General features: G+C 34.7%; 26 protein-coding genes and 1 tRNA gene. 4 read left to right on the top strand and 23 right to left on the bottom strand.

What is annotated here, in order from left to right; genetic code table 11:
- Nucleotides 1-130: 130 nt before the first annotated feature.
- Entirely contained in the window at nucleotides 131-694 is a 564-nt protein-coding gene (locus ACE83Q_RS00700) for a GNAT family N-acetyltransferase (RefSeq protein ID WP_409022842.1), read from the top strand.
- A 56-nt stretch (nucleotides 695-750) separates the two neighbouring features.
- Here ACE83Q_RS00700 and ACE83Q_RS00695 read toward each other — a convergent pair whose 3' ends face one another.
- Complete coding sequence (locus ACE83Q_RS00695; RefSeq protein ID WP_409022228.1) at nucleotides 751-1,827, bottom strand: 3D domain-containing protein; 1,077 nt, start codon at nucleotides 1,825-1,827, stop codon at nucleotides 751-753.
- A 237-nt stretch (nucleotides 1,828-2,064) separates the two neighbouring features.
- Between ACE83Q_RS00695 and ACE83Q_RS00690 the strand changes: the two genes are divergently transcribed.
- The gene (locus ACE83Q_RS00690; RefSeq protein WP_409022227.1) at nucleotides 2,065-3,696 is read left to right on the top strand and encodes an ABC-F family ATP-binding cassette domain-containing protein; all 1,632 of its coding nucleotides are present in this window, start codon (nucleotides 2,065-2,067) and stop codon (nucleotides 3,694-3,696) included.
- Between the two features lie 47 nt (nucleotides 3,697-3,743).
- On the opposite strand, the gene smpB is transcribed toward ACE83Q_RS00690, so the two are convergent.
- The 7 genes from smpB to ACE83Q_RS00655 all read right to left on the bottom strand — a co-directional run bounded on the left by smpB (nucleotide 3,744) and on the right by ACE83Q_RS00655 (nucleotide 10,548).
- A complete protein-coding gene (smpB, locus tag ACE83Q_RS00685) occupies nucleotides 3,744-4,211 on the bottom strand; it encodes an SsrA-binding protein SmpB (protein ID WP_409022226.1) in 468 nt (155 codons plus the stop codon).
- Nucleotides 4,212-4,228: 17 nt separating this feature from the next.
- Nucleotides 4,229-6,580 carry a ribonuclease R gene (gene rnr, locus ACE83Q_RS00680; RefSeq protein ID WP_409022225.1) on the bottom strand — a complete coding sequence of 784 codons (2,352 nt, stop codon included), beginning with the start codon at nucleotides 6,578-6,580 and terminating at the stop codon, nucleotides 4,229-4,231.
- Between the two features lie 118 nt (nucleotides 6,581-6,698).
- Complete coding sequence (secG, locus tag ACE83Q_RS00675) at nucleotides 6,699-6,944, bottom strand: preprotein translocase subunit SecG (protein ID WP_409022224.1); 246 nt, start codon at nucleotides 6,942-6,944, stop codon at nucleotides 6,699-6,701.
- 87 nt (nucleotides 6,945-7,031) lie between these two features.
- The gene (locus ACE83Q_RS00670; protein ID WP_409022223.1) at nucleotides 7,032-8,579 is read right to left on the bottom strand and encodes a chloride channel protein; all 1,548 of its coding nucleotides are present in this window, start codon (nucleotides 8,577-8,579) and stop codon (nucleotides 7,032-7,034) included.
- Between the two features lie 134 nt (nucleotides 8,580-8,713).
- Nucleotides 8,714-9,034: a bacteriocin immunity protein gene (locus tag ACE83Q_RS00665; protein ID WP_409022222.1), complete on the bottom strand. Its 321-nt coding sequence runs from the start codon at nucleotides 9,032-9,034 to the stop codon at nucleotides 8,714-8,716.
- A 130-nt stretch (nucleotides 9,035-9,164) separates the two neighbouring features.
- Nucleotides 9,165-9,905, bottom strand: coding sequence for an SDR family oxidoreductase (locus ACE83Q_RS00660; protein WP_409022841.1), 741 nt, complete (start codon nucleotides 9,903-9,905; stop codon nucleotides 9,165-9,167).
- Nucleotides 9,906-9,963: 58 nt separating this feature from the next.
- Nucleotides 9,964-10,548 carry a DapH/DapD/GlmU-related protein gene (locus ACE83Q_RS00655; protein WP_409022221.1) on the bottom strand — a complete coding sequence of 195 codons (585 nt, stop codon included), beginning with the start codon at nucleotides 10,546-10,548 and terminating at the stop codon, nucleotides 9,964-9,966.
- A 110-nt stretch (nucleotides 10,549-10,658) separates the two neighbouring features.
- Here ACE83Q_RS00655 and ACE83Q_RS00650 point away from each other — a divergent pair, with 110 nt between their 5' ends.
- On the top strand, nucleotides 10,659-11,519 hold the full coding sequence (locus ACE83Q_RS00650) for a LysR family transcriptional regulator (RefSeq protein WP_409022220.1): 861 nt from the start codon (nucleotides 10,659-10,661) through the stop codon (nucleotides 11,517-11,519).
- A gap of 173 nt (nucleotides 11,520-11,692) precedes the next feature.
- Here the strand turns inward: ACE83Q_RS00650 and eno are convergent, their stop codons facing one another.
- From eno to rpoN, 6 genes are all read right to left on the bottom strand, one after another.
- Nucleotides 11,693-13,021 carry a phosphopyruvate hydratase gene (gene eno / locus ACE83Q_RS00645; protein ID WP_409022219.1) on the bottom strand — a complete coding sequence of 443 codons (1,329 nt, stop codon included), beginning with the start codon at nucleotides 13,019-13,021 and terminating at the stop codon, nucleotides 11,693-11,695.
- A 113-nt stretch (nucleotides 13,022-13,134) separates the two neighbouring features.
- Nucleotides 13,135-13,890 (bottom strand): triose-phosphate isomerase, encoded by a 756-nt coding sequence (tpiA, locus tag ACE83Q_RS00640; protein ID WP_409022218.1) that lies wholly within the window; start codon nucleotides 13,888-13,890, stop codon nucleotides 13,135-13,137.
- A 54-nt stretch (nucleotides 13,891-13,944) separates the two neighbouring features.
- Entirely contained in the window at nucleotides 13,945-15,135 is a 1,191-nt protein-coding gene (locus ACE83Q_RS00635; RefSeq protein ID WP_409022217.1) for a phosphoglycerate kinase, read from the bottom strand.
- 105 nt (nucleotides 15,136-15,240) lie between these two features.
- The gene (gap, locus tag ACE83Q_RS00630; protein WP_409022216.1) at nucleotides 15,241-16,260 is read right to left on the bottom strand and encodes a type I glyceraldehyde-3-phosphate dehydrogenase; all 1,020 of its coding nucleotides are present in this window, start codon (nucleotides 16,258-16,260) and stop codon (nucleotides 15,241-15,243) included.
- Between the two features lie 60 nt (nucleotides 16,261-16,320).
- The gene (locus ACE83Q_RS00625) at nucleotides 16,321-17,349 is read right to left on the bottom strand and encodes a sugar-binding transcriptional regulator (protein WP_409022215.1); all 1,029 of its coding nucleotides are present in this window, start codon (nucleotides 17,347-17,349) and stop codon (nucleotides 16,321-16,323) included.
- A gap of 229 nt (nucleotides 17,350-17,578) precedes the next feature.
- Nucleotides 17,579-18,916 (bottom strand): RNA polymerase factor sigma-54, encoded by a 1,338-nt coding sequence (rpoN, locus tag ACE83Q_RS00620; protein WP_409022214.1) that lies wholly within the window; start codon nucleotides 18,914-18,916, stop codon nucleotides 17,579-17,581.
- A 67-nt stretch (nucleotides 18,917-18,983) separates the two neighbouring features.
- On the opposite strand from rpoN, the gene ACE83Q_RS00615 reads away from it, so the two are divergent.
- Nucleotides 18,984-19,055 (top strand) — tRNA-Arg (locus ACE83Q_RS00615).
- A gap of 295 nt (nucleotides 19,056-19,350) precedes the next feature.
- Here ACE83Q_RS00615 and ACE83Q_RS00610 read toward each other — a convergent pair.
- From ACE83Q_RS00610 to ACE83Q_RS00570, 9 genes are all read right to left on the bottom strand, one after another.
- Nucleotides 19,351-19,689, bottom strand: a complete 339-nt coding sequence (locus ACE83Q_RS00610) for a hypothetical protein (RefSeq protein WP_409022213.1) — start codon at nucleotides 19,687-19,689, stop codon at nucleotides 19,351-19,353.
- A 381-nt stretch (nucleotides 19,690-20,070) separates the two neighbouring features.
- The gene (locus ACE83Q_RS00605) at nucleotides 20,071-20,664 is read right to left on the bottom strand and encodes a hypothetical protein (protein ID WP_409022212.1); all 594 of its coding nucleotides are present in this window, start codon (nucleotides 20,662-20,664) and stop codon (nucleotides 20,071-20,073) included.
- A 37-nt stretch (nucleotides 20,665-20,701) separates the two neighbouring features.
- Nucleotides 20,702-21,100: a hypothetical protein gene (locus ACE83Q_RS00600; RefSeq protein WP_409022211.1), complete on the bottom strand. Its 399-nt coding sequence runs from the start codon at nucleotides 21,098-21,100 to the stop codon at nucleotides 20,702-20,704.
- A 154-nt stretch (nucleotides 21,101-21,254) separates the two neighbouring features.
- Entirely contained in the window at nucleotides 21,255-21,578 is a 324-nt protein-coding gene (locus ACE83Q_RS00595) for a hypothetical protein (protein ID WP_409022210.1), read from the bottom strand.
- 365 nt (nucleotides 21,579-21,943) lie between these two features.
- Nucleotides 21,944-22,315 carry an LPXTG cell wall anchor domain-containing protein gene (locus ACE83Q_RS00590; protein WP_409022209.1) on the bottom strand — a complete coding sequence of 124 codons (372 nt, stop codon included), beginning with the start codon at nucleotides 22,313-22,315 and terminating at the stop codon, nucleotides 21,944-21,946.
- A 22-nt stretch (nucleotides 22,316-22,337) separates the two neighbouring features.
- Nucleotides 22,338-23,429, bottom strand: a complete 1,092-nt coding sequence (locus ACE83Q_RS00585; RefSeq protein WP_409022208.1) for a DUF916 and DUF3324 domain-containing protein — start codon at nucleotides 23,427-23,429, stop codon at nucleotides 22,338-22,340.
- A gap of 31 nt (nucleotides 23,430-23,460) precedes the next feature.
- Nucleotides 23,461-24,228 carry a WxL domain-containing protein gene (locus tag ACE83Q_RS00580; RefSeq protein ID WP_409022207.1) on the bottom strand — a complete coding sequence of 256 codons (768 nt, stop codon included), beginning with the start codon at nucleotides 24,226-24,228 and terminating at the stop codon, nucleotides 23,461-23,463.
- Nucleotides 24,229-24,254: 26 nt separating this feature from the next.
- A complete protein-coding gene (locus ACE83Q_RS00575; RefSeq protein ID WP_409022206.1) occupies nucleotides 24,255-24,842 on the bottom strand; it encodes a WxL domain-containing protein in 588 nt (195 codons plus the stop codon).
- Nucleotides 24,843-24,872: 30 nt separating this feature from the next.
- Nucleotides 24,873-25,595, bottom strand: a complete 723-nt coding sequence (locus tag ACE83Q_RS00570) for a WxL domain-containing protein (protein ID WP_409022205.1) — start codon at nucleotides 25,593-25,595, stop codon at nucleotides 24,873-24,875.
- Between the last annotated feature and the right edge of the window lie 44 nt (nucleotides 25,596-25,639).

The raw sequence follows: 25,639 nt of genomic DNA, 5'->3' as shown, positions 1-25,639 counted from the left end.
AATATCCTCCCCAAAACAATTTGATGTAACATAATATAACATATCTACACTTAGCAAGCAATTTAGTTGTTTTGACAATTATTTAAGTACCCTATACACTAGAGATATTCAGGAAAGGATGGTTTATATGATTATTAGAAGAGCAACAAAAAAAGATGCACACGAGGTCGTTCCTTTAGTGAATATTATTTTAGAAGATATGGAAATTCCCATTCTTCAAGAAATTCCATTACCCGACCTATTCAAAGTGCTAGAGCTTGCATTTGAAACAGAAGACTACCGTTATAGCTATGGCCGTGTTCAAATCGCCGATATTGATGGTAAGGTTGCTGGGATAGCATTTGGTTATCCGGATGAAGATGAAGACCATCTTGATCTTGCTATGAACCAATTTTTCCCACAAATCGGTTTACCTGAAACCACTGAACTTTTCCCCGACTCAGAAGTTTATCCAAATGAATGGTACCTTGATACCCTTGCTGTTTCACCAGATTTCCAAGGACAAGGCATTGGTACAAAACTTCTAGAATCTCTTCCCGAGATTGCCCGTGCAGCTGGAAAAACAAAGATTGGCTTGAACGTCGACCTTGCTAATCCTAAAGCAGAAAAATTATACACAAAAATGGGCTTTAAAACTGTGGGTAACATGATTATTAGTGGTCATGATTATCATCACATACAAAAAGATATTTAACAAAAAATAAAAAGAGTCTGCTAAAAATAAATTTAGCAGACCCTTTTTTCATATCTTTATTCTAAAACTTTTACAGTAACTGTCTTTTTACCCCATGTATAACATCTTGCATTTGAGATAAAATGCACATCAATTCGGTTTCCTTTAATCGCTGAACCTGTATCGCCAGCAATTGCAACACCATAACCAGATACCCAGACAACAGTTCCTAGTGGAATAACTGAAGGATCCACAGCAATTTGTTGTGGATTAGTTAATAAACTTAACCCATATGATCCATGAGTTCCCATCCCTGGTGCATTTGTTGAATAAGCCGTTGCAACCATTTGTAACGTTTTCTTAGTTGATTTGCCAGAAGTATCGTTGCTTGCTTTTTGGTCAGTACTTCCTTTTTTATCTGATGAATCATCACTTTCAGCCTTTTTAGCTGCTTCTTTTTTAGCAGCAGCTGCTGCCTTGGCATCAGCTTTAGCCTTTGCTTCTCTTGCTTTTTTTGATAACTCAGCATCTTTAGCCTTTGTTACTTTGGCTAAATCTTTCTTTGCGTCACCTAAAGTATCTTTTAACGCTGCTAATTGTTTATTCATTTCTTTTGTTTCTTGTTTTGTTTCAGATTGTTTTAATTTCAATGATTTTTGTTCAGATTCCAAATGAGCTTTAGCATCTTCCATGGTTTTGATATTAGCCGCAACATCTTTCATTGTTTTGTTATCAGCAGATTGTAAAACAGAAACTGCGTAAACACGGCTAATAAAATCACCAGCATTCTTTGCTTCAAGAATAGCTGTTACCATTTTACTACTTGAATCATTAACTTGTAGACTTCTTAATCTATCTTTAGCATTTTCAATACGTGTATCTAATTGTTTTTGTTCATTACCAATTGATTTATCTTGTGACCCAATTTTCTTTTCTTTATCAGAAATTTCTTGATTTAATTTATCAATTTTTGCATACTCATCATTAATACTCGTTAATGACTTTGAAATTTTTGAATTAGCAGTTGTTACTTTAACTTGTGCAGCTGATTCTTGTTTTTTTAAATCACTGATAGATGTTGCACTAACAGAAACCGAACCACCTAATAAGCAAAGTATAACTGCTGTAAAACCAATAATATTTCTAATTTTCAAAATAATACTCCTTTTTGTAAATAACTTTATTACCTATTTCTAGAGTATATCGAACCGACAAGTCAGACATGTGTCAGTCATATTACAAAACATCACTCATATTACAACTCTATGACTAACGTACCCTCATTTTCAGAAATAATCATTTTATTTGAGTTCATTTTCAAAACCGTTTCATTTTAAGTCTGAAATATGCTATGATATGTAGATTATACAAACGAATAGTGAGGGTATTAAATGATAACTGTAAGTAATGTAAGTTTAAGTTTTTCAGACCGTAAGTTATACGATGACGTTAATTTAAAATTCACGCCTGGTAATTGTTACGGACTAATCGGTGCTAATGGCGCTGGTAAATCAACATTTTTAAAGATTTTATCTGGTGAAATAACACCAAGTACAGGTAAAATTTCATTAGATCCAAATGAACGTATGACGATGCTACAACAAAATCATTATGGCTTCGAAGAATATACTGTTCTTGAAACAGTCATTATGGGTTACAAAGAACTCTATGCTGTTATGGAAGCAAAAGATGCTATTTATGCAAAAGCTGATTTTTCTGATGAAGATGGTATCAAAGTTGCTGAACTAGAATCTGACTTTGCTGAAATGAATGGTTGGGAAGCTGAATCAGAAGCTTCAACTCTTTTACAAGGCTTAGGCTTCGCTGAAGATATGCAAAATAAAAAGATGAGCGAACTAACAGAAAGTCAAAAAGTTAAGATTTTGCTTGCACAAGCACTTTTTGGTAATCCTGATGTTCTCTTACTTGATGAACCTACTAATGGGTTAGACATCAAATCAATTAACTGGTTAGAAGATTTCTTAATTAACTTCTCAAATACCGTTATTGTTGTTTCTCATGATAGACATTTCTTGAATAATGTCTGCACCCACATGTGTGATGTTGATTTTGGTAAAATCAAATTATTCGTTGGTAATTACGACTTCTGGATGGAATCAAGTGCCTTAGCTTCAAAACTTGCAAATGATTCTAACGATAAAAAAGAAGCTAAAATCAAAGAATTACAAGATTTCGTTGCACGATTCAGTGCTAATGCTTCTAAATCTAAACAAGCAACTTCTCGTAAGAAAATGCTTGAAAAAATCACACTTGATGATATCCAACCTTCATCACGTCGCTACCCATTCATTAACTTTGAAATCGACCGTGAAATTGGTAATGATTTATTATCAGTTAGTGGCGTTTCAAAAACAATTGATGGCGTAAAAGTTTTAGATAATATCTCATTTAGTTTAGGTAAAGATGATAAAACAGCCTTTACAAGTGAAACTGATATTGCTGTTACAACATTAATTAGAATTCTTTCTGGTGAATTAGAACCAGATACAGGTACAGTTCAATGGGGTGTAACAACATCACAAGCTTACCTTGCTAAAGATAATAACGACCAATTCGCTGATGAACATTTAACAATTATCGATTGGTTACGTCAATTTGCTTCTAAAGCAGAAAGTGATAACACTTTCTTGCGTGGATTCTTAGGTCGTATGTTATTTTCAGGTGAAGAAGTCGATAAAGAAGTTGGCGTCTTATCCGGTGGAGAAAAAGTTCGTTGTATGTTATCAAAAATGATGTTAACAAGAAACAACGTTCTTTTACTTGATGATCCTACTAACCATTTAGATTTGGAATCAATTACTTCATTGAATGAAGGTCTTTCAAATTATAAGAGTGCTCTATTATTCGGCTCTCATGATCGTGAGTTCATTCAAACAATCGCTAACCGTATCATCGAAGTAACACCAAACGGTCTTGTTGATCGTGCAGATACTACTTATGATGAATTCTTAGAAAATAAAGATGTTCAAGATCAAATTGCTGGTCTTTACAAACAAGCTTAATAACTAAAAAGGAAGCAACCAATTTCAAAATTGGTTGCTTCCTTTTTTTAGTAATTTTTAAGTACGCGTTGAATTTGGCGTTCCTGATCTCGACGTTTAATTGTTTCACGTTTATCGTAATCATTCTTCCCTTTTGCAACACCGATTAGTACTTTTGCAAAGCCGTTTTTAATGTAAACTTTCAAAGGGACAATTGTAACACCCTTATTTTTAGTTGCTTCATCAAATTGAGCTATTTGTTTTTTATGCAATAATAATTTACGATTTCGAAGTGGATCATGATTGAATTGATTCCCTTGATCATACGTTGAAATATGAACATTCATCAACCAAGCTTCACCATTTCTAATTTGCGCAAATCCATCTTTTAGATTAATACGACTATTTCGAACGGATTTAATCTCAGTACCTGTTAAAACGACACCAGCCTCAACCGTATCTTCAATGTTATAACTGTGTCTTGCTTTTTTATTCTGGGCTAAGGGTTTATCAAAAGATGACTTTTCTTTTCGCAATCTTAATCCCCCCGATATTATTTTTGACGTGTATTATTTTTTCTTGGTGCTGTGTTTTTGTTAGCTGATTTGTAGAACGGTTTCTTTCCATTACTATTTCCAGCAGCTGGTTTACCATTACGGTTATAAGGTTTCTTGTCTCCTGGACGACCATTACCTGGACGTTTGAAGTTTCCACCTTTACCTCGTAAATCAGAAGTTGGTGTATTTTGTGGATTAACAATTTCAAAATCAATCGCACTTTGCTCAATATCAACTTTAGCAACTTTTACTTCGATTGGTTGACCAATTCTGAAGGTTCTCTTAGTTCTCTTACCTACTAATGCCATATGCATATCTAAATATTCATAATAGTCATCCTTCATATTACTAATATGAACAAGACCTTCAACAGTATTTGGTAATGAAACGAAGACACCAAACTTCATAACTGAGCTAACAACACCTTCAAAGGTTTCACCAACATGATCAGCCATGTATTCAGCTTTTTTCATTGCGTCAGTATCACGTTCAGCATCAATTGCGCGACGTTCCATTTGTGATGTGTGTGTTGTAAGTTCAGGTAATTGTTCAGCATATTTTTCTTTTTGAGCGTCCCCAATACCATTTTCTTCGTAGAAACGAATTAAACGATGAACCATCAAATCAGGGTAACGTCTAATTGGTGACGTAAAATGCGTATAATCAGTAGCAGCTAAACCAAAGTGACCTAATGATTCATCAGTATATTTAGCTTGTTGCATACTTCTAAGTAACATAACAGAAACCATTGATTCTTCAGGTTTACCAGCTACTTCTTTTAAAACACCTTGTAACATTTTAGGTGTTACATTCTTACTATCACCTTTAACAACGATACCAAAACTTGTTAAAGTTTCGAAGAAACGCATTACTTTTTCATTCTTAGGTGTTTCATGCACACGGTAAACAAAAGGTACTTTTAATTTATCGTAATGAGCTGCAACAGTTTCATTTGCAGCTAACATAAATGATTCAACTAAACGTTCACTTGTTCCACGAGTTCTAATTTGAATATCAATTGGGTGACCCGCTTCATCAACAATAATCTTAGATTCATTATCATCAAAACTAATTGCACCACGTTTTTTACGCATTTTTTCAAGAATTTTGTGTAATTCGCCCATTGTTTCAAACATTGGGACCAATTCTTCATATTTAGCTTTCGTTTTTGCATCATCTGATTCAAGAATCTTGTTAATGGCTTTATAAGTCATACGTTCTGTCGTTTTAATCACACTTTGGAAGATTTTGTGATTAACAACATAACCTTCTGGTGTAATTTCCATTTCACAACTCATAGCAAGGCGTTCAACTTTTGGATTTAATGAACAAATACCATTTGATAATTTATGAGGCAACATTGGAATAACACGGTCAGTTAAATAAACACTCGTTCCACGTTCGTATGCTTCACGATCAAGTGGTGTACCTGGTTGGACATAATGCGAAACATCAGCAATATGCACACCTAAATGGTAGTTCCCGTTATCAAGTTTCCAGGCAGTAACAGCATCATCTAAATCCTTAGAATCAATACTATCAATTGTTACTAACGTTTGATCCGTTAAATCAACGCGACCAATTTTTTCTTCTGGTAGTACAACTTCTGGAGTTGCTTCAGCTTGAGCCATAACATCTTCAGGAAATTCACTAGGAATATCATGTTGATAAACGACTTGTAAAATATCCATACCTGGATCGTCTTTGTTACCCACAACTTCTTTAACCAATGTTTCAATAACTAATGGTTTTTCACTTGTTGGGTAAGCAGTAATATCAGCTGTAATAACTTCTCCAGCAACTGGATGTAAACCAACCCCTGTTACCAATAAGTTATAACGTTGTAATTTCTTGTTTTTAACAACTAAATGGCCAATTATTCCTGAATTTTCAAGGTCAGATGGTTCAACTTCAAATTCTCCAACAATTGACGTTACATTATGTTCAACAATTTTATTAACTTTACCTTCAGGACCACGGTCATCCCCAGGTTTAGCAGCACTTGTAATCTCAATCTCAACACTATCACCATTTAAGGCAGACATTGTTTGTGTTGGATTAACGAAAACATCAGGTTGCTCTGGATCAATCGTAACGAATCCAAATCCACGATCATTTGCATGAAAAATACCCACTAATTGTGGTGTTTGAAGTGCAATTTGAAATTTGCCTTCTGATGTAATTTTCACTTCACGTTTACGTTCCATTTCAGCAAGTGTTTTAACAAGTTCTTTGAACGCATCCTGGCCTTCTAATTTAAGGGCAGCTGTTAATTCTTCAACACTGAATGATTCATTTTCTTTAATTTTTAGTTCTTTTAATATAAGTTCTTGCATCTTTTTATCCATGTATACCTCGTTTTCATATTCGTATTTGCGTTACATTTATTTATTATTAATTTTATTTTATTTCTAAATAAAAGCCTCCTGCTGCAACAATTGTTTGCACAGGAGGCTTTCTTTATTATTATTTTGAGGCCAAATAGACAAGTCCTAGAGCTAGACAGAAAAATAAAACGCCCAAGACAAAGGTTACTTTTTGCATAAATGCTTCGAATCCACGTGGTTTTTGTTTGCTAAATAAATCGTCAGCACCACCACCGCCACCAGATAAAGCACCTGAAGCGTTATTTGTTTTTGCAGGTTGCATCATAACAGCGATAATCATTAAGACTGAAACGATGATTATTAAAATTGTTAGTATGTTAGTCAAATCATTTACCTCCTTACCCCAATTACGTAATCTATATCTATACTAATTTAGCACAGTTTGCATTAATTTTCCACCGTTATTATTTTATTAAAGTGATTCAAATCCGGATAATGTATCCATTTCTGTCTTAAGTTTAGGTCGATTTTGGTGCTCAGTCAAAAGAACTAATGTATCTCCTGCTTTTAAAACCGTCACACCATGTGGAATTAATTGCTTTTCACCACGTCTAACCGTGATTAACAAGCTATTTTCAGGCCAAACTACTTCTGAAACTTTTTTATTTTCTAAATTTGATCCAGCAAAAATAGGTGTCTCAAGTCGGTCCTTTTTACCACCTAAATCAATTTCGTTTTGACCAATTAATTTTTTAAGTAAAGAATCGTAGATAGGTGCGCCACCTAAAATATCAATAACTAAAAATGAAACTAATGAAATAATGGCTAGTGGCATTAAGTGATGTAAACTACCCACCATTTCCGTAACTAATAAAATAGCTGTAAAAGGTGCTTTACCAATTCCAGCAAAGTACCCGGCCATTCCAAAAATAATAAAATCAGTTAAATATTTGGCTGGTAACAACCCTAACATTATCATAACAGTTGCATATCCAGCGCCAATAATAGCGCCTAATGTTAGAATAGGCAGAAAAATACCACCTGGTAATCCAGAACCATAGGATATCATTGAAAAGATAAATCTTAAAAGAAAGAGTCCCAATAAAACGGTTAATGATTTACTTTGAACTAGACTTAAAATAATCTCATTACCGCCACCTAAAGTTTGTGGCAAGTATAATCCAATCGGAATAACTAAAATAAAAGGGACAATTGAACGATAAAAAATCGGAATTTTATGTAGAATATTATATAAATCAGTCGATTTAAGTAATACGTTTTGATACAGATAGCCTAGGAGGCCCAAAATAAGCCCTAAAACAATCAAATGCCAGTACTGCAACAATGATAAGGTTTGAATATTAATCATCTGTAGCGCAGGTTTTAGACCAAAAAAATGCAATGAAATATAATTGGCTGAAATTGAACTAGCTAATGCTGTTGTCCAAATCAATGGTGAAAAATTATGATACACTTCCTCTAATATAAAAAGCGTACTCGCAATTGGTGCATTAAAAGCTGCGGATAAACCTGCAGCACCACCACCTGCAATCAGAATGCGGCGTTCCGATTCAGTATGTTTAGTCATCTCTGCGAATCCTTGTCCGACTGCCGCACCTAGTTGAATAGATGGACCTTCACGACCGAGGAATAGCCCAGATCCAATGCCTAAAACACCACCGATAAATTTTCGCCATAAAACAGACCACCAACGCATTTCAAGATTCCCAGCAAGCTGGCCCTCTACTTGGGGAATTCCAGATCCCATAATATTTGGTTCTTGCTTCATTAGCGTTCCAATACCTAGTACCATAGCTAGACTCAAAAGAATCATTGGAAATAGTAACCACATATTCTGATTAATTGCCTGGTAAAAATAAATAAAGACTTTAAGCACATAAATAATAGCTAATCTAAATAAACTTACAACGATACCCGTAACGAGCCCAATTAATAGCCCTCTTAAAATAAATATGAGATTAGTTAAATTCAATCGCTCTTTGATACCTTGTTTTGTCATAAAACCATACACACCTCTTCATTCTATTAGTATATGCTAAAATCCAATTATTTGCTGAACTCATTAGTAACAAAAAAAGAATTATTCAACTATTGAATAACTCTTCTTAAAAACGAACATAACCTAATGATCACTTAAGGATGATAAATCATACTCATAGCTATAAGTCCCCAGCCTAAATTTTTTTTAAATAAACCGGTTGTCGAAATTTCCATATAAAATCGACCAACGTCAGCACTTAACTTTATTTTATTTTTTAAATTACTTACAGCCAATAAGCGCAACGACTCCGCTAAATCAACGACTGCCTTCTCGAAATACTGACCACGCTCAACTTTATTTTTGAAATCAACTAATAAGAGACGTTCCTCATTTGTCGTTTCTTCATTTAAAATAAGATCATAAACTTTTGATGTTAGATCATCTTGTATTGCAATACGCTCTGATTTTTTCATACACGCTCACATCCCTAACTATAATTCCTAACATCTAAATTATACAACAATAAGTTTTATCTTTCAACGTAGTGTGACATTGTAATAGTTACTGAAGAACCCAATAAATTAGATTTTAATATGACTAGAACTATATAACTTGCATCGATGGACGTATTAGAACTTCACTAATTGTCACATGTTTAGGTTGCTCAATTGCATATACAACTGCATGTGCAACATCTTCTGGTGATAAACTTTTCCCTTCTTGACTAGCCATTTCTCGTAAAGAATCTTCAATTTTTGAACTTCCCACTGTATTAAAAAGTTCTGTTCTCACCATCCCTGGTGATACAATCGTAGATCTGATACCATTAGAAAATTCTTCTTGCCGCAACCCTTCCATAATGGCACGAACTGCATATTTTGTTCCATTATAGACAGCAGATCCAGGATAAACAACATGTCCAGCAACTGAATCTGTAGCAATAATTAAACCATCTTGCTGTTTTTTCATGATTGGTAAAACGGCTCCCAACCCATTCAAAACACCCATAATATTGATATTTAGCATTTGTTCCCATTTATCATATTCCAAATTCGATAGATTACCTTGTGGCATGATGCCCGCATTGTTGTATAACACGTCGATCCTACCAAATTCTTTAATTGCCAAATCTATAACTGCCTGTACTTGTTCCCGATTAGTCACATCTGCAGCTTGATAAAAAACTTTTTCTCCTAATTCATTTGCTAATTGCTTTATCTTATCTTCACGTCGAGCTGCGATAACTAATTTTGCCCCCCTACTAGCTAATAATCTAGCCGTAGCTTCACCAATTCCTGAAGATGATCCCATGATAATAATAACTTTTTCTGAAATATCCAATATCATTAATTCCTCTTTTCATTTACATTGTAATATGCTAAATACTCATGTCTATCTAAAATTAATGTTGATTCACTTCATCAACATTAATTTTCTTTATTACCTTCGCAGGTGTCCCGGCTACAATACAATTCTCTGGAATATCTTTTGTTACAGTAGAATCAGCAGCTATAATGGAATTTTCACCAATAGTTACACCAGGTAGAATTGTTACGTTCGCTCCAACCCAGACATTCCTTTTTATTCTAACCGGTTGAACTAATAAACCACGTCGCTTTTTTGGGTCCGTTAAATGATTAACAGTTATAATTCTACTCATAGGACCAATTAAAACGTCGTCTTCAATTACAATCCCGCCTAAATCAATAAATGTCACATTTTGATTGATAAATATATTTTTACCAAAGGAGATATGTTTTCCAAAATCTGTATAAAAAGGTAAGGAAATGCTTACAGTACTATCAATTTTCTTATCAGTAATCGCCTTTAGATAAGACTGTATTTCCTTAGGAGTATGGTAACCCGTATTTAATTCAGCTAGCAGCTTATCATTAGTATTTTTAATAATGTGAATTTTTTTGAACATTGTCGAATCTGGTAAAATTTCTTTTCCTACTATTTTTTCAAGTAATTGATAATTAGTCATCGAATCACTCCTCTTATTAGTTGATAAATCAAGTATAACTAGATACACTAAGGATAACTAATACTTATATTTCATACCCAAATATGCTTATAGACTATAGGAGGATAATCATGGATTTAAGGGTTCTTAATTACTTTTTAACAGTTGCTAGAGAAAAAACAATAAGTAAAGCAGCCGTCGCACTTCACTTATCGCAGCCGACTTTGTCTAAGCAATTAAAAGACTTAGAAGAAGAGTTGGGGGTTACACTTTTTACTCGTGGAAATAGAGAAATAACTTTGACAGAAGAAGGATTTTATTTACAAAATAGAGGAAAAGAAATTTTCGATTTAGTAACGACGACGACTTCTAACTTACAAAATAATGACGTGATTAGCGGGGATATCCGAGTGGGTGGTGGTGAGACTCAAGCTTTCCAATTTGTTTCTGTTATTTTAAATGATCTAATTGCAAAACACCCAGATATCAATGTTCACTTGTATAGTGGTAATGCAGATGATGTGAAAGAAAGAATAGACAAAGGATTACTCGATTTTGGCTTAATTATTGATCCTGTTGAAAAGCAAAAATATGAATATATTCGCCTACCGCTATCAGACCGGTGGGGAATTTTAGTCAATGAAACTCATGATTTAGCAAAAAAGGAATCAGTTTCCCCAATTGATTTAATGACTACCTCTGTATTAATTTCAAATCAATCGCTAGTAGACAACCAACTTTCTGAATGGTTAGGCGGAAATTTAAATCAGCTTAACATATCAGGAACATACAATCTTTTATATAATGCTTCACTTCTAATAAAAGATGGAAATCTTGCTGCCTTATGTATTGACGGTATTATTAATACACAAGAAAGTAGTTTAAAATTTATTCCCTTCAATCCCCCTTTAACCGCAAATGTTAATATTATTTGGAAAAAAAACCAAGTTTTCTCAAATGCAGCTAACCTCTTTTTTAAAAATATTTTATAGAAAATAAATTCTCAGTATCAAAAATACTCCCCTCAAAGTAAGGACTTGTTAACATTCAAGTCGTCTACTCTAAGGGGAGTATTTATTATTAAAAAAAGAGCATTGATGATTTCTCATCAATGCTCTTTTCTAGAAAACGTCATTTCAATCAGAAACGCTTAATTCATAAAGAATTATTTGTTAACGATTGTATCGCGAGCATCTGAACTCAAGTTGTAGAATGAGTGGATACCTTTGTATTCTGATGTTTCTTCTAAGTTATCTTCAATTCTCATTAATTGGTTGTACTTAGCGATACGATCAACACGGCTCAATGAACCAGTCTTGATTTGGCCAGCATTAGTTGCAACAACTAAGTCAGCGATAGTTGTATCTTCAGTTTCACCTGAACGATGAGAAACGATAGCTGTGTAACCAGCTTCTTTAGCCATTTCGATAGCTTCCATTGTTTCTGTAAGTGTACCGATTTGGTTAACTTTGATAAGGATTGAGTTTGAAACGCCCATTTCGATACCTTTTTTAAGGTAGTCAGTGTTTGTAACAAATAAATCATCCCCAACTAATTGAACTTTGTTGCCCAATTTAGCTGTCATCATCTTCCAGCCTTCCCAATCGTTTTCATCCAAGCCATCTTCAATTGAGATAACTGGGTATTTGTCAACGATTGCTTCAAGGAAATCAACCATTTCTTCAGAAGTGTAATCTTGGCCATTTTCGCCTTCATATTGTAATCTATATTTGCCAGTTTCAGCATTGTAGAATTCTGATGAAGCAGCATCAAATGCGATAGCAATATCTTTACCAGGTTTGTAACCGGCACGTTCGATTGCTTCGATTAAGATTTCAAATGGTTCTTCATTGTTCTTAAGATCAGGAGCGAAACCACCTTCATCACCAACAGCAGTAGAGTAGCCTTTTTCAGCTAAAATCTTTTGTAAGTTATGGAATGTTTCTGAACCCATACGTACAGCTTCTTTGATAGAAGGTGCGCCAACAGGCATGATCATGAATTCTTGGAAATCAACACTGTTGTTAGCATGTGATCCACCATTGATAACGTTCATCATAGGAGTTGGAAGGACATGTGCGTTAAATCCGCCTAAGTAACTGTATAAAGGAACTTCTAATTCATCAGCAGCAGCACGAGCAGCAGCAATTGAAACACCTAAAATAGCGTTAGCGCCCAATTTGCCTTTGTTTGGTGTACCATCTAATGCGATCATAGCTTTATCAATACCAACTTGATCAGTAACATCATATCCAACAATTTCTTTAACGATAATGTTGTTTACGTTGTCAACAGCTTTAGTAACACCTAAGCCCATGTAACGAGATTTGTCGCCATCACGTAATTCAACGGCTTCATGTTCACCAGTTGAAGCACCTGAAGGAACAATTCCGCGGCCCATTGCGCCGTCTTCTGTGTAAACTTCAACTTCAACAGTTGGGTTACCGCGTGAATCTAGAACTTCGCGTGCATAAATATCTGTAATCATTGACATAAATTTGTACTCTCCTTTAAAAACGTTTTTTGGCGGGGATACAATAACACCCTTACCATTATTTTAATAGTTTATTGATTCATTTTCAATCTTTTTAACAGCTAAAATACGAATTATGCTTTGAAGTTAACAAGGTCTAAGTATGAAGCAGTTTCCATACTTGCGCCACCAACTAAACCACCATCAATATCGTCTTTACCCATTAATTCTACGACGTTACCAGGTTTAACTGAACCACCGTATTGGATACGAACTTTATCAGCAACTGTTTGGTCATACAAATCAGCAACTGTTTTACGAATTACTGCACAGATTTCTTGTGCTTGGTCAGAAGTAGCTGTTTCACCAGTACCGATAGCCCAGATTGGTTCGTATGCAATAACTGCAAGTTTAACTTGTTCAACAGATAAGCCTCTTAATGCAGCAGAAACTTGTCCAGCAACCCATGATTCTGCTTCGCCGGCTTGACGTTGTTCTAACGTTTCACCACAGCAGATAATAGGAACCATACCGTTATTGAAAACAGCATGTGCTTTTTTGTTAATATCGTCATCATTTTCGCCGAAGTATTCGCGACGTTCTGAATGACCAATAACAACATAGTCAACACCCATTTCAGAAAGAACTTTTGGTGAAGTTTCACCAGTAAAAGCACCTTCATCTTCAAAGTATGCATTTTCAGCAGCAACTTTTAAGTCAGTACCTTTAGCAGCATCAAGTAATGTTTGTAAATCTACTGCAGGAGCAGCAATAACAGATTCAACATCGTCAAACTTTGGTAATTTACCTTTAAGACCTGCTACGAATTCAGCAGTTTCTTTAGGGCCTTTGTTCATTTTCCAGTTACCAGCAATAATTGGTTTACGCAAAATAATAACTTCCTTTCGTTAATAGACGGTTTCTTACGACAATTTAATTAAAAATTATTTTGTTGTAATAGCAGCAATACCTGGTAAAGTTTTACCTTCAAGGTATTCAAGTGAAGCGCCACCACCAGTAGAAATATGAGTTAATTGATCAGCAACACCTAATTGTTGAACAGCAGCAGTTGAATCACCACCACCAACGATTGTTGTAGCTTCTGATAAAGTACCCAAGAATTTACCGATTTCAAGTGTTCCGTTAGCATAGTTGCTCATTTCGAATACACCCATTGGTCCGTTCCATACAACTGTTTTAGCATCTTTTAAAACATCTTTAAATTCTGCAACAGATTTAGGTCCGATATCCAATGCCATGTAACCGTCAGGAATGTCACCATCAACAGTTTTGTGTTCAACATCGTTATCAAATTTTTCAGCAACGATTGAATCAACTGGTAATACTAATTTGTCGCCAGCTTCTTCAATGATTTGTTTAGCTAAATCAATTTTGTCTGTTTCAACTAATGATGAACCAATCTTCATACCTTTAGCAGCGTAGAAAGTATAAGTCATACCACCACCAACGATAACTTTGTCAGCTTTTTTAAGTAAATGAGAAATAACACCAATCTTATCTGAAACTTTTGCGCCACCTAAGATAGCAACAAATGGACGTTTTGGTTCGTCAACAGCTTCACCTAAGAATTTGATTTCTTTTTCCATTAAGAATCCAGCAGCAGCTTGTTCCATGTTGCTTGAGATTCCAACGTTAGAAGCATGTGCACGATGAGCTGTACCGAAAGCATCATTGACAAACAAGTCGCCAAGTGAAGCCCAGTATTTACCTAATTCAGGATCGTTTTTGCTTTCTTTTTTACCATCTAAATCTTCAAAACGTGTGTTTTCCATTACTAAAACATCGCCGTCTTTCATTGCTGCAATTGCGTCTTCTAATTGAGGACCACGTGTAGCAGGAACAAAAGTAACAGGTTTGTTTAATAAGTTAGATAAACGTTCTGCAACTGGACGTAATGATAATTCTTTTTTGTCTTCTTCAGTCTTAATACGACCAAGATGAGAAAGAAGAATGGCTTTACCACCATTTTCAGTTACATATTTGATAGTTGGTAATGCAGCAACGATACGGTTATCGTTACCAATCACACCGTTTTTAATAGGAACATTAAAATCGACACGAATTAAAACTTTTTTGTCATTTACATCTAAATCTGAAACGATTAATTTAGCCATTATAATAGCCTCCTGTGTAATTTTGATTAAATAAAAAGGCAGAGGGAGTATTGCGTCCCTCCGCCTAAGCATAGTTATATGCGGTTTTAAAAAAGTTTAACTAGATTATGCTTCTAAGCTAGCAAATTTTTCTAATGTACGAATCATTTGTGCTGTAAAGCCAGATTCGTTATCGTACCAAGCAACAGTTTTAACCAATTGGTTAGCGCCAGTACCAGTTACTTCAGTTTGTGTTGGGTCAAAGATTGAACCAAAACTTGTACCAATGATATCTGATGAAACGATTTCGTCAGCATTGTAACCAAATGATTCGTTGTTTTCAGTTCTTGCTTTAATAGCAGCATTTACTTCATCAACTGTAAGATCTTTTGATTTCAAGATTGTAACCAATTCTGTCAATGAACCAGTAATAACTGGGACACGTTGTGCATGGCCATTCAATTTACCAACAAGATCAGGGATTACCATACCGATAGCTTTAGCAGCACCAGTAGAATGAGGAATTGTGTTACCTGCAGCAGCGCGTGCAGCACGTAAGTTTCCACCACGGTCAGGACCATCTTGTAATTTTTGTGTAGCTGTGTATGCATGAACTGTTGTCATTGTACCAACTTCGATACCGAAAGCATCGTTAACAGCGCCAGCAAGTGGTGCTAAACAGTTAGTAGTACATGAACCAGCAGAAGCAATCTTAGTATCTGAAGTTAAAATGTCATCATTTACACCGTAAACGATTGTAGGCATTTTACCAGCAGGAGCTGAGATTAATACACGTTTTGCGCCAGCTTTAATATGAGCTGAAGCTTTTTCTTCTGATGCGTAAAAACCAGTTGATTCTAATACGATATCAACATTATTGTTTTTAACCCAAGGAATATTTGATGCATCTGCTTCTGCATATACAGGAATTTCCTTACCATTAACAACAATACCATTATCTGTTGCGCTAACTTCTGCGTCGAAGTTACCATGGGCTGTATCATATTTTAATAAATGAGCCAACATTGATGGAGAAGTTAAATCGTTGATTGCTACAACTTCGATGTTATCTGAAACTTCAGCAATACGACGGAAAGCTAAACGACCAATACGGCCAAAACCGTTAATACCAACTTTTACTGACATACTTAAATTTCCTCCTTTAGGAAATGAAGATTTATTTATTTTAAAAAGCGTGTTTGCACACTACTTTTTTAAAATCGAGTTTGCGGCACCCTCATCCGTGATTAACCACGTCTGTTTAGGTGCAAGTTTCATGTATGCCACAATTGCTTCAGCCTTAGAATGGCCACCTGCAACTGCGAAAATACATTTTATGTGCGTGAGATCCTCTATTTGTAAACCGATACGAGGAATCCTATAAACGACCTTGCCTTGAGCATCAAAGAAATATCCGAATGCCTCACCTACAGCTTTGTCATCTTTCAACATGTCTATTATACCACTAGACATGTCACGACGCTTAGCCATATGCATTGCTTCTCCAATACTGTGAATTACAGCATTGCTTTCCTTGATTAAGTTCAAAACTTCTTGAATGCTCGGTTCTTCAAGAAGAGGCTCGTACGTTTTCTCACTTAGTTGTTCAGGTACATACAAGGCTCTATGTTTACCACCTGTGTGTAATGCCATCTTACCACTAATCGAGTTGGCTTGTATATCTACTGATTCACCAACACCACCTCTGGCTGGTAAAAAAGTTAAATCGCGCTTAATTGAAAGACGTGTCGTCAACTGATCAGCTACTTGAGCCATCGTTGTGCCACCCATTACCGCAATTAAATTTTTACCTTCTGGCAATAAGAGTGCTAACTTAGCAGCTAGACTCTTACCCATTGACTCTAAAACTTTAGGTTGTTCATCGGAATCGCCTGATACAATCAAACAATGTTCAATGCCTAAAATCCGACTCAACTCTTGTTCATCCTGTCGAACACCAACTAAATTATCCATCACTTTTTCAAGGCCATGTAGTACTGATATACCTCTATCCGTTAGCGTCATTCCTGACTTACCAACGACGATAAGTTCTTGCTTACGCAGAAAATCTGTTTCAGTTCTCATAACGCGTTCGCTTAGATTTAAAGTTGCTGCCAACATTCTGCGACCAACAGGCATCATCCATTCAATCTGTCTTAAAACGAAATATCTTTGTTTTAAAACTTTAATCATGTCTGGTGCAATTGCTTCGATCCACTCTAATTCATGATGCATACTGCACCTGCTCTCTTATGGGGCATTATTTGTCCCACAGTGTCGCATTATGACCCATTAATTCTAAAAAAACAAAGCACGATAACATTCTGCATTAATCAAAGTGTCTTCATACCTTTATTACAAGACAAATTATATCAGGTTGTTTCATACTTTGCAAGCACTTCAAACGACTATCTGCCATGTCAGCAATTGACGTTTGATATATGAGATAAGGTCATAATTGTTCCTAATCCTTGTAGCGTTTTCTTGCGGATGACGATGGAATGTTCAGGTTTTCACGATATTTTGCAACTGTCCGTCTCGAAATATCGATGTTTTGCTTCATTAATTGTAAAACTATTTTTTGATCGGAGAAAGGTTTCGTTTTATCTTCAGATTCGATTAGGGTCTGCATGGTTGTCATAATCGTTTTCGAAGATAGCTCTTCAGCATTCTTTTTGTTCTTATTTGCGATTTGTCCAAAGAATGATTTTATTTCATAAACACCAGATTCTGTTTCAATGTACTTATCATTAACAGTTCGACTAATCGTTGATTCGTGAACACCTAAAGCGGCTGCAACTTCCCGCAAAAGTAATGGCTTAATTGGTTTGGTTTTATCAGCGAAGAAGTCAGCCTGATATTTCAAAATATATTGTCCTACTTTTAAAATGGTATCACCACGTTGTTTCAAACCATGAACTAGCCATTCATATTCCCGTTTCTTTTCAGTTAAATATTTAATTACTTCAGGATCTTGGTCTTTTGACATATCATCAAAATATTTTTGCTGAAAAACAACTTCAGGCTGTGCACCCCGAACTTTGAATAATGTTAATTCATTATTACTTTTTTTCAAAACTAAATCTGGATAGATTTTGCCAATTCTAGTTGTCCCAAATCCAGCACCTGGATTAGGTGATAATGTGCGAACAAAATCTGATATTTCTTGAATTTCTGAAAGATTAACACGATATTTTTTTGCTATATCTGCCCATTTACGATCGACAAAATTATCAAAATCATCTTTTATAACTGTATATGCCAATTTAGGTGCTAAGTCATCAGAATCAATCTGTAACATTAAACTTTCTTGTAAATTACGTGCACCAACACCGGGCGGATCTAAGCGTTGAATCAAGGTTAACGCGTCTAATAACATAATGGGTGGTATTCCTGATTCTTCTGCTAAATCATCCAAATTAGCATTAAAATAGCCCGTCTGTTCAATATAATCTACTAAGTAAAGAACAACCTTTCTAAGTGGTGTTTGACGCATCGTTAGATAAATTTGTTCCAATAAATAATCCAATAAAGATTGTGATTCATCATCACTAACTGAATTCATATAATCAGTATCGCCAGTTGTTGTTAGATTAACTTTATAACGAGATTCCCCCGCTTGGATTCTCTGATTATCATCAATAGCTTCAATCAAAGGGTTTTCCATCACTTTTTCAGTGACAAATTCTTGTAAATCTTCTATATTATATTGTAACATTTTAATTGATTGTTGGAGCTCTGGTGTCATTGCCAGTTTTTGAATTTGCGTTTGTTGTTGCTTAAATTTCTGTTCAATAGCCATTTTTTCTCAACCTCCGCTTTCGTTACTTGTTTTTTTTACGTAATTCAGCTAAACTATTAACTATACTGCGCCGTTGGTGTAATGGATAGCACGTAAGATTCCGGTTCTTGAGCTGAGGGTTCGACTCCCTCATGGCGCATCGTTAAAATTAAAATATTTTCTTTTGAAAAACCTTATATGTTGATATAAGGCTTTTTGTTTTCGCTTACATTAATTATATATCATGTTTCTTAAGATAGCCATGGCGTTCTTACCTCACTACAAAATACAATAAGTAACATAGTAGAAAAAAAATTTAGTTCAATCAATAATAAATTAAAATCGTTTATACTGTTGATTTATAATCGTTACCATTACGTTTCATAAAAAAATAAAGTCTACCTCAATTAAGAGATAGACTTTTCTGTTTAGCTTTTTTACTGTAATCACACATTTTAATACGAAGTCATTTTTGGGAATTTAATCATAAAGAAGATAGAAATAATAGACCCAATGTAACAAGCCCAAATTAACGGGTCTGTATAAACTAAATTTGATAGTGTTACATTTAAAATCACATTAAAAATTGAAAGTATTATAATACCACGATATTTGCATAATTTACTCTGTAATAAAATTATAACTATCTCAATGGCCCCTACTAATACCATAAATACATTTTCACTATAGAATTTACCTGAAAGAGCGTGAACAATCATTATTATTGCAAGAATCATTAATATTATATTTAAACTGATTGCTATTATTTTTGAATTGATTACTTTTCTGATCATTTAGTTTCTCCTGATTTATAGTATTTACATATAAAGAACAGTGAAATGAAAATAGCTACCAGGAAGGATTCTACTGTAGGAAAGTAATAATCATTATTAATCTCAATGATCAACATAATTGCGTTTAATACAACATTAAATATTGAAAGTATTACTACTATCATTTTATCGAAATAATTAAATTGGACAATCAGCATAAAAAATTGTAAAAGAACGATTATACTTGCTACTGAAAGGGTAAAATCTATATGTTGATTTCCCATTCCGCCTAATGTAAATGCGGTATTAAGGAATAAACTAAGGGTTTCTATAATAAATATAATATTAAAAATTAAAAGTAATACTTTGGAATCTTTTAAAAGTTTCAACATTTTTATCTCCTTAATATGATGTTATTTTATGAATATAATTTGGTTTAAAGGAACCCACAAAATTACCAGGCAATCCATGTGGCGTAACTATATGAATTCCCCACTGTGTCAATGCCTTTTTTGTTGCACCCCACTGATATGCTAAATAAACATACTTAGAACAATAACTTGGCGATTTGTGATATAGATTAGTTGTAATTTGATATGTTGGATTTGTTTTTTTATACATATGATCCCAGGCGTATTGGGCCGCATCATTAGCATAGTGAGGATGTTTATTTATTCTATATACCTCAACATGAGCACCTTTTTTTGTATGTTGCTGAAAAAAATCTTTCTTGCTCGTATGCTTTGCTTTGTTATATTTTTTTCCTGGTATTTCTAATAACCATCCTTTAGAAGTGGCAATAGCTGCGTGCCCAACAATATTTCCCGTAAGATCACTATTACTACCATAACAAACTAATATATCTCCTGCCTTCATACTATAGCTTGAACGTGCGGCACTTCGCAGTAATGAATCTGAATGCTCACTTGCTGTCACAACTGTTGGTTTATCTCCCGGTTGCATAACTGGCTGTTCATAGTTATCTTCTGCAATCACTTTAAGAGATAGACTTTTCGTTTATCAGGCAACAAATTTAATCTACGCTTTTGATTATAAATAAAAGCCCCAATGTAATTCCCCATTCTATTACCAATATAATAATCAGTTCCCACAAAGGAATTATAGTTAATAACAAAAATGCACCACCTGGGAGTGAAAGTACTAATATACTCACTGTACTAATAAAAAAATATTTCCAAAAACGTTTTAAATATCTATTAGGCATTATAGCTAGGATTATTAACAATAAAAATGTTAATAATCCCATGACCACTGCCAAATCGTCCCATAATGTGCCTCCAAAATAATATGAAAATGGCGCTAATTTTCCATGTATTACTATACTTGGATAAATGAGACCACCATAACATAATCCACTAAAAAGAAGTAGTCCCCGAAGTATCCATCCGCTTGCTTCTTTAATTACTTTCATTTTAAAACCCCTCTCTCGGATTAGTATGATGTTATTTTATGAATATAAATAGGGTTAAATGAATCCGCAGCATAATATGGCTATTCCTTTATTCTATATACCTCAACGTATTTACCTTTTCCCGAAAGTTTATGAAAAAATCGATTTTCCTATTCTAAAAGAAATTTCTAAAACTTAAATAAATAACTATAATAATGTCTATAAATACCCAATATATTAATAATAAGTATTTAATTTCAGGTACCAAATACTTATTATGCCTTTTAATCATTACATCTAATAAATACGTAATAGTATATATAATACCCATTCCAAATAATAATAAAACACCTAAAACAAGTAACCCATCACCATTATTTAAGCCAATACCATCTCTATGGATATATCCATCTATGATAAATATAAAGGGTATTATTTGTATCCCGATAGTCGCTAATAATTCTATATATATTTTTCCCATACTATCCCCTTTTAACATTTTGTGAATATACTATGGAATAAAACTTCCCTTAAATGCTGAAAATAAATTATATGGATGAGTAATAGTTACACTGAGCAAATAATGAACAAAATATCATTAAATGCTATTACTTTAATCTATTTTTTAATTAACAACATTTTTATGCTATCATAATTTCAACATTACTTCAAAGTGATTTAACCATAACGTTAATCTAATTTAACATTTAAGCAAAAATCCAACCTCTTAAATTAAGGTCTCTATAACATATTCACCAACAACAGTTGTAATAGAACCTTTATTAAATATCGCAATAAAAAAAGAGTTTTTCCTCGTATTTTTACGAGAAAAAACTCTTTTTAGTTAGACTATTAAAATTTTAATTATTTTGCATAATTTCTTTTAAACCAGCCAACTAATCCCATAGCTAGCAACAGAATAAGGCCCATCATTGATAGTCCTGATTCTTTCATTTCACTAGTCTGAGGTAAACTGGTTTGACCTTTTGCTGCATTTTTTAAGACAGGTGTTTTCCCATCCGGTGTTACCTGTGAAGTTGTTGGCGTCGTGGGGGAAGTTGTTGTTGGTCTTGTTGTCGGTGTGGTTGGTTTCGTTTTCTCTGGCATTTTACCAACGAATTCGATTCCAACCTCACTAGTATAACTAGCCGCTTCTGCAGTATTACCGAATGCACCTAAACTAAAAGATAACCCCAAAAGACTAATTATTAAAACACTCATTAGTTTTTTTCTCATAACCATACCTCGTCTATTTTGACTACTTATCTTCTTTTTTATCAGTTTGTAATTCTTCTAGAATTTGTCGTTTTGCTTCTGCGACAGCTTCTTCTTTATCTTTTTTGTTACGACGACGAACTAAGAACCAGATGAGCAACAATAGAAGTAATAGCAAGAAGATTCCTGCAAGGATATACCACATTGTGTAATCTTTTTCTAAGTCAACCGCTTTTTCGTTCAATTTATCTGCTGTTGCGCCATCAATTGTGAAATATTCTGTCCATTTCCACTTATGTACCCCAGAAGTCGCCGTCATTTCTAAACGGTACTTACCAGGCTTAAAGGGTTGGTTATCCCAGAAAATGCCATAATTAAAGTTTGTATTTGGAGCCATTGTCATATTCGAAGTGGTTGAAGCATGTAGTGCTTTATCACCATTTCTTGAATAGACTTTTCCATCAACTTTCAGGTTACGGATTGGTGTTGTTGTTGGATCTTGTAAGTTTACCTTCAATGTATTACGGAAATTAACTGAGCCGGGCTCAATCTTAAGTAATTTCATATCAGGCTTAACAACATCGTCAGTTTCAGTTAACGTTGTCCCAATCACAAATGCATAACGGTTTTTAATTTGAACGTTACTCTTTGATTTTTTTTCACTATCTTTGTTAATTTTTTCATAGAAGTACAAGCCACCGTCAATTTCGCCATTGAATTTCTTAGCGGGCATTGTGATATGGAATGTATGCTCAATGCTTTTCTTAGCCGGTACTGTCACTTCTTTATCTGATTTAATGATTGAAGATAGAGGGTTTACCATTGTTTTATCAAGTTTTGGTTTCACGTGACTATATTCAACCACTCCGTTATCATTTGTAATCGCTGTATTTGCTTCAGCCATTACAGTAACATCTTTGTTAGTCGAATTTTTTAATGTGACAGTAATGTCTTGCTTTTGGTTCGGTTTCATTTTTAAATTAAAATACGTTTGGCGCTTATCAATTTGGTTGTTTGGAATATTTGCAGTAACAGCAAAGTTCATTTCAGCAGCGTTTGCTTTTTGAACTTGTCCACTAAATACAACTAATCCTGCCACAAACGCCATAATGATTCCAAAAAATTTTTTATTCAATGTAAAAATCCTCTTTCTTCTCAAATTAACTTTATGGAGCCGCCGTCAATGTCCAGTTTAATGTCGACGTATAAGTTTCACCAGCTACTTTTTCAGCCGGGCCAGGCACAGTCAATTTCACTGCTTTACTACCTGGTGTTGCAGTACCCATTGCTATTGTCCAGGTCCCTGTGGGATTAGTATTGCCATCTTGATCTACTATTTGATCTGATACACCGTCACCTTTTAATAATATACTATCGGTAAATAAACCGGCATCAGGATCTCCGTTATCTGTTTTCGATGCTACCTCGTTTATTGTAAGCACAGTACCCTTAAGTTCATTAGCACCACTTTTAAATGGTGTGTTACTAACCTTCAACGACCAGTTTCCTGTCGTATTATTTGTAACTTGAACGTAATTAGGTACATCCCTATAATCTGCATCCGTCAGCTTATCTGTAACCCACTCACCTGTAGCTTCATCACGATGTCCTGTTAAATCAGCTACCTTATCAAAAGCAGCATAATAGTTTTTTTGATTTCCTGAAATTTCCTGAGTACCAAAATGCAAATCAGAAATATAATCTATCCTCAGGTCACCAGTAGTTGGTGTAACTGGATTGATTGGTTGTACTGGTTTTGTCGGATCTAATGGATCAACTGGACCAGACTTTGCAAGTAATGTTAAGTTAGCCGCTGTGGTTGCAGTTTTTCCATCAGTTGCAACTGCTGCATCAGCCACTGAATTTCCCATTATTGAAATTGCAAGGAGGGGGACAATGGCTACTACTAGTCGTAAATTTTTTTTCAAGCTCATTGTTTTAACCTATCCCTTTCTGCATCCTATAATGGTGCGTCGTTTAACGTCCATGTAATTACTGATGTATATTTTTCTTTTAATTTAGTTGATGCACCAGGTACGTCTAAGGTTGCCTTAGTAACAGGTAACGTGTTAGTACCCATACCCATGTCTTTAGCTGCATCTACTACTGCAACACTTTGACTAGAGCCGTCTAAAACCATATCCGCTGTTGGTTGGGTAGCATTATAACTTGCCCCATTATTATTAGAAACAGTTCCAGGCGTCAATGTTAACTTAGCCCCAGCTAATTCTTTTGATCCGGTAAACTGTGTGTTGGCAACTGTTAATTTCCAACCTTCATTTGAACCACGGTTGTCATCAACAACGATAGAATCTGTAATAGTAGCTGCATCATATTTTGCATCTGATCCACTAATTTCTTGATCTCCAAAATCAACACTTGGTGCCTTTGTCAATTTAATTTCTCCAGCTCCAGTAGTAGGATTAGCTACAAAGTTGACATCACCTGATGAAGGTAATGTTACGTCAGCAGCATGTACTGCTGGTGCTACTGTTGAAAACAAAGTAACGGTTAAAAGTGCTGCTGTTGCAATTGCTGTTTTCTTCATAATATATTTCCCCTTTTGTTAACCCAATTATTAGATGTTTGCGTCTGTTAATGTCCATGTTAAATCTGTTGTATATGTTGAATTAAGATTTTTAGCTGTTTTACCAGGTACTGTTAATGCAACAGCTTTAGCAGCAGCATCTTTACCAAATGAATCAGTCCATGTTCCCATTCCTTGACCATCATTAGCAGTAACAACCTTAACATCACTACCAACTGTAGGAGCCACTGTACCAGCTATTGCTGGTGTTGTAACATCATCCATATTTGTTGAATTGAATGTTTGATCTTTCATACTCAATTGAGCACCAGTTAATTCTTTTGTACCGTCAGTAAATGCGCCTTCTTGCTTAACATTAACTGTCCAACCAGCATTTGATCCACGGTTATCTGTTACTTGTAAGTAGTTAGCTACTTCTTTTGCTGTTCCTTTAGAATCTGTTATTTCAACAGGAGCTGCGTAGTAAGTTGTATCACTACCAGAAACTTTATTTTTTGAACCAAAATCAAAGTTTGAAACATAATCTAATGATAATGGACCATTTGTTCCTGGGTTAATGGGAGGGTCTGTTGGGTCAACTGGATCTGTTGGATCTGTTGGATCAACTGGACCTGTTGGATCTGTATTATCTGTAAAACCAACGCTACCTTTTGTTGGAAGTGATCCTACTGTTGCTGCATTTACAGCTGGTGCTGCAATTAAACCTAATGTTGTTAATACGATTGCGCTTGTTACGATTTTAGTTGTTTTCATTTTAATTTCCCCTTTTGTTAATTCCTTATTTTTTTGTAGCCTAT

Source organism: Dellaglioa kimchii, assembly GCF_046115505.1.
Taxonomy (GTDB): domain Bacteria; phylum Bacillota; class Bacilli; order Lactobacillales; family Lactobacillaceae; genus Dellaglioa; species Dellaglioa kimchii.
The sequence above is the reverse complement of the archived record's forward strand: the minus strand, read 5'-3'. Positions and strand labels throughout refer to the sequence as shown.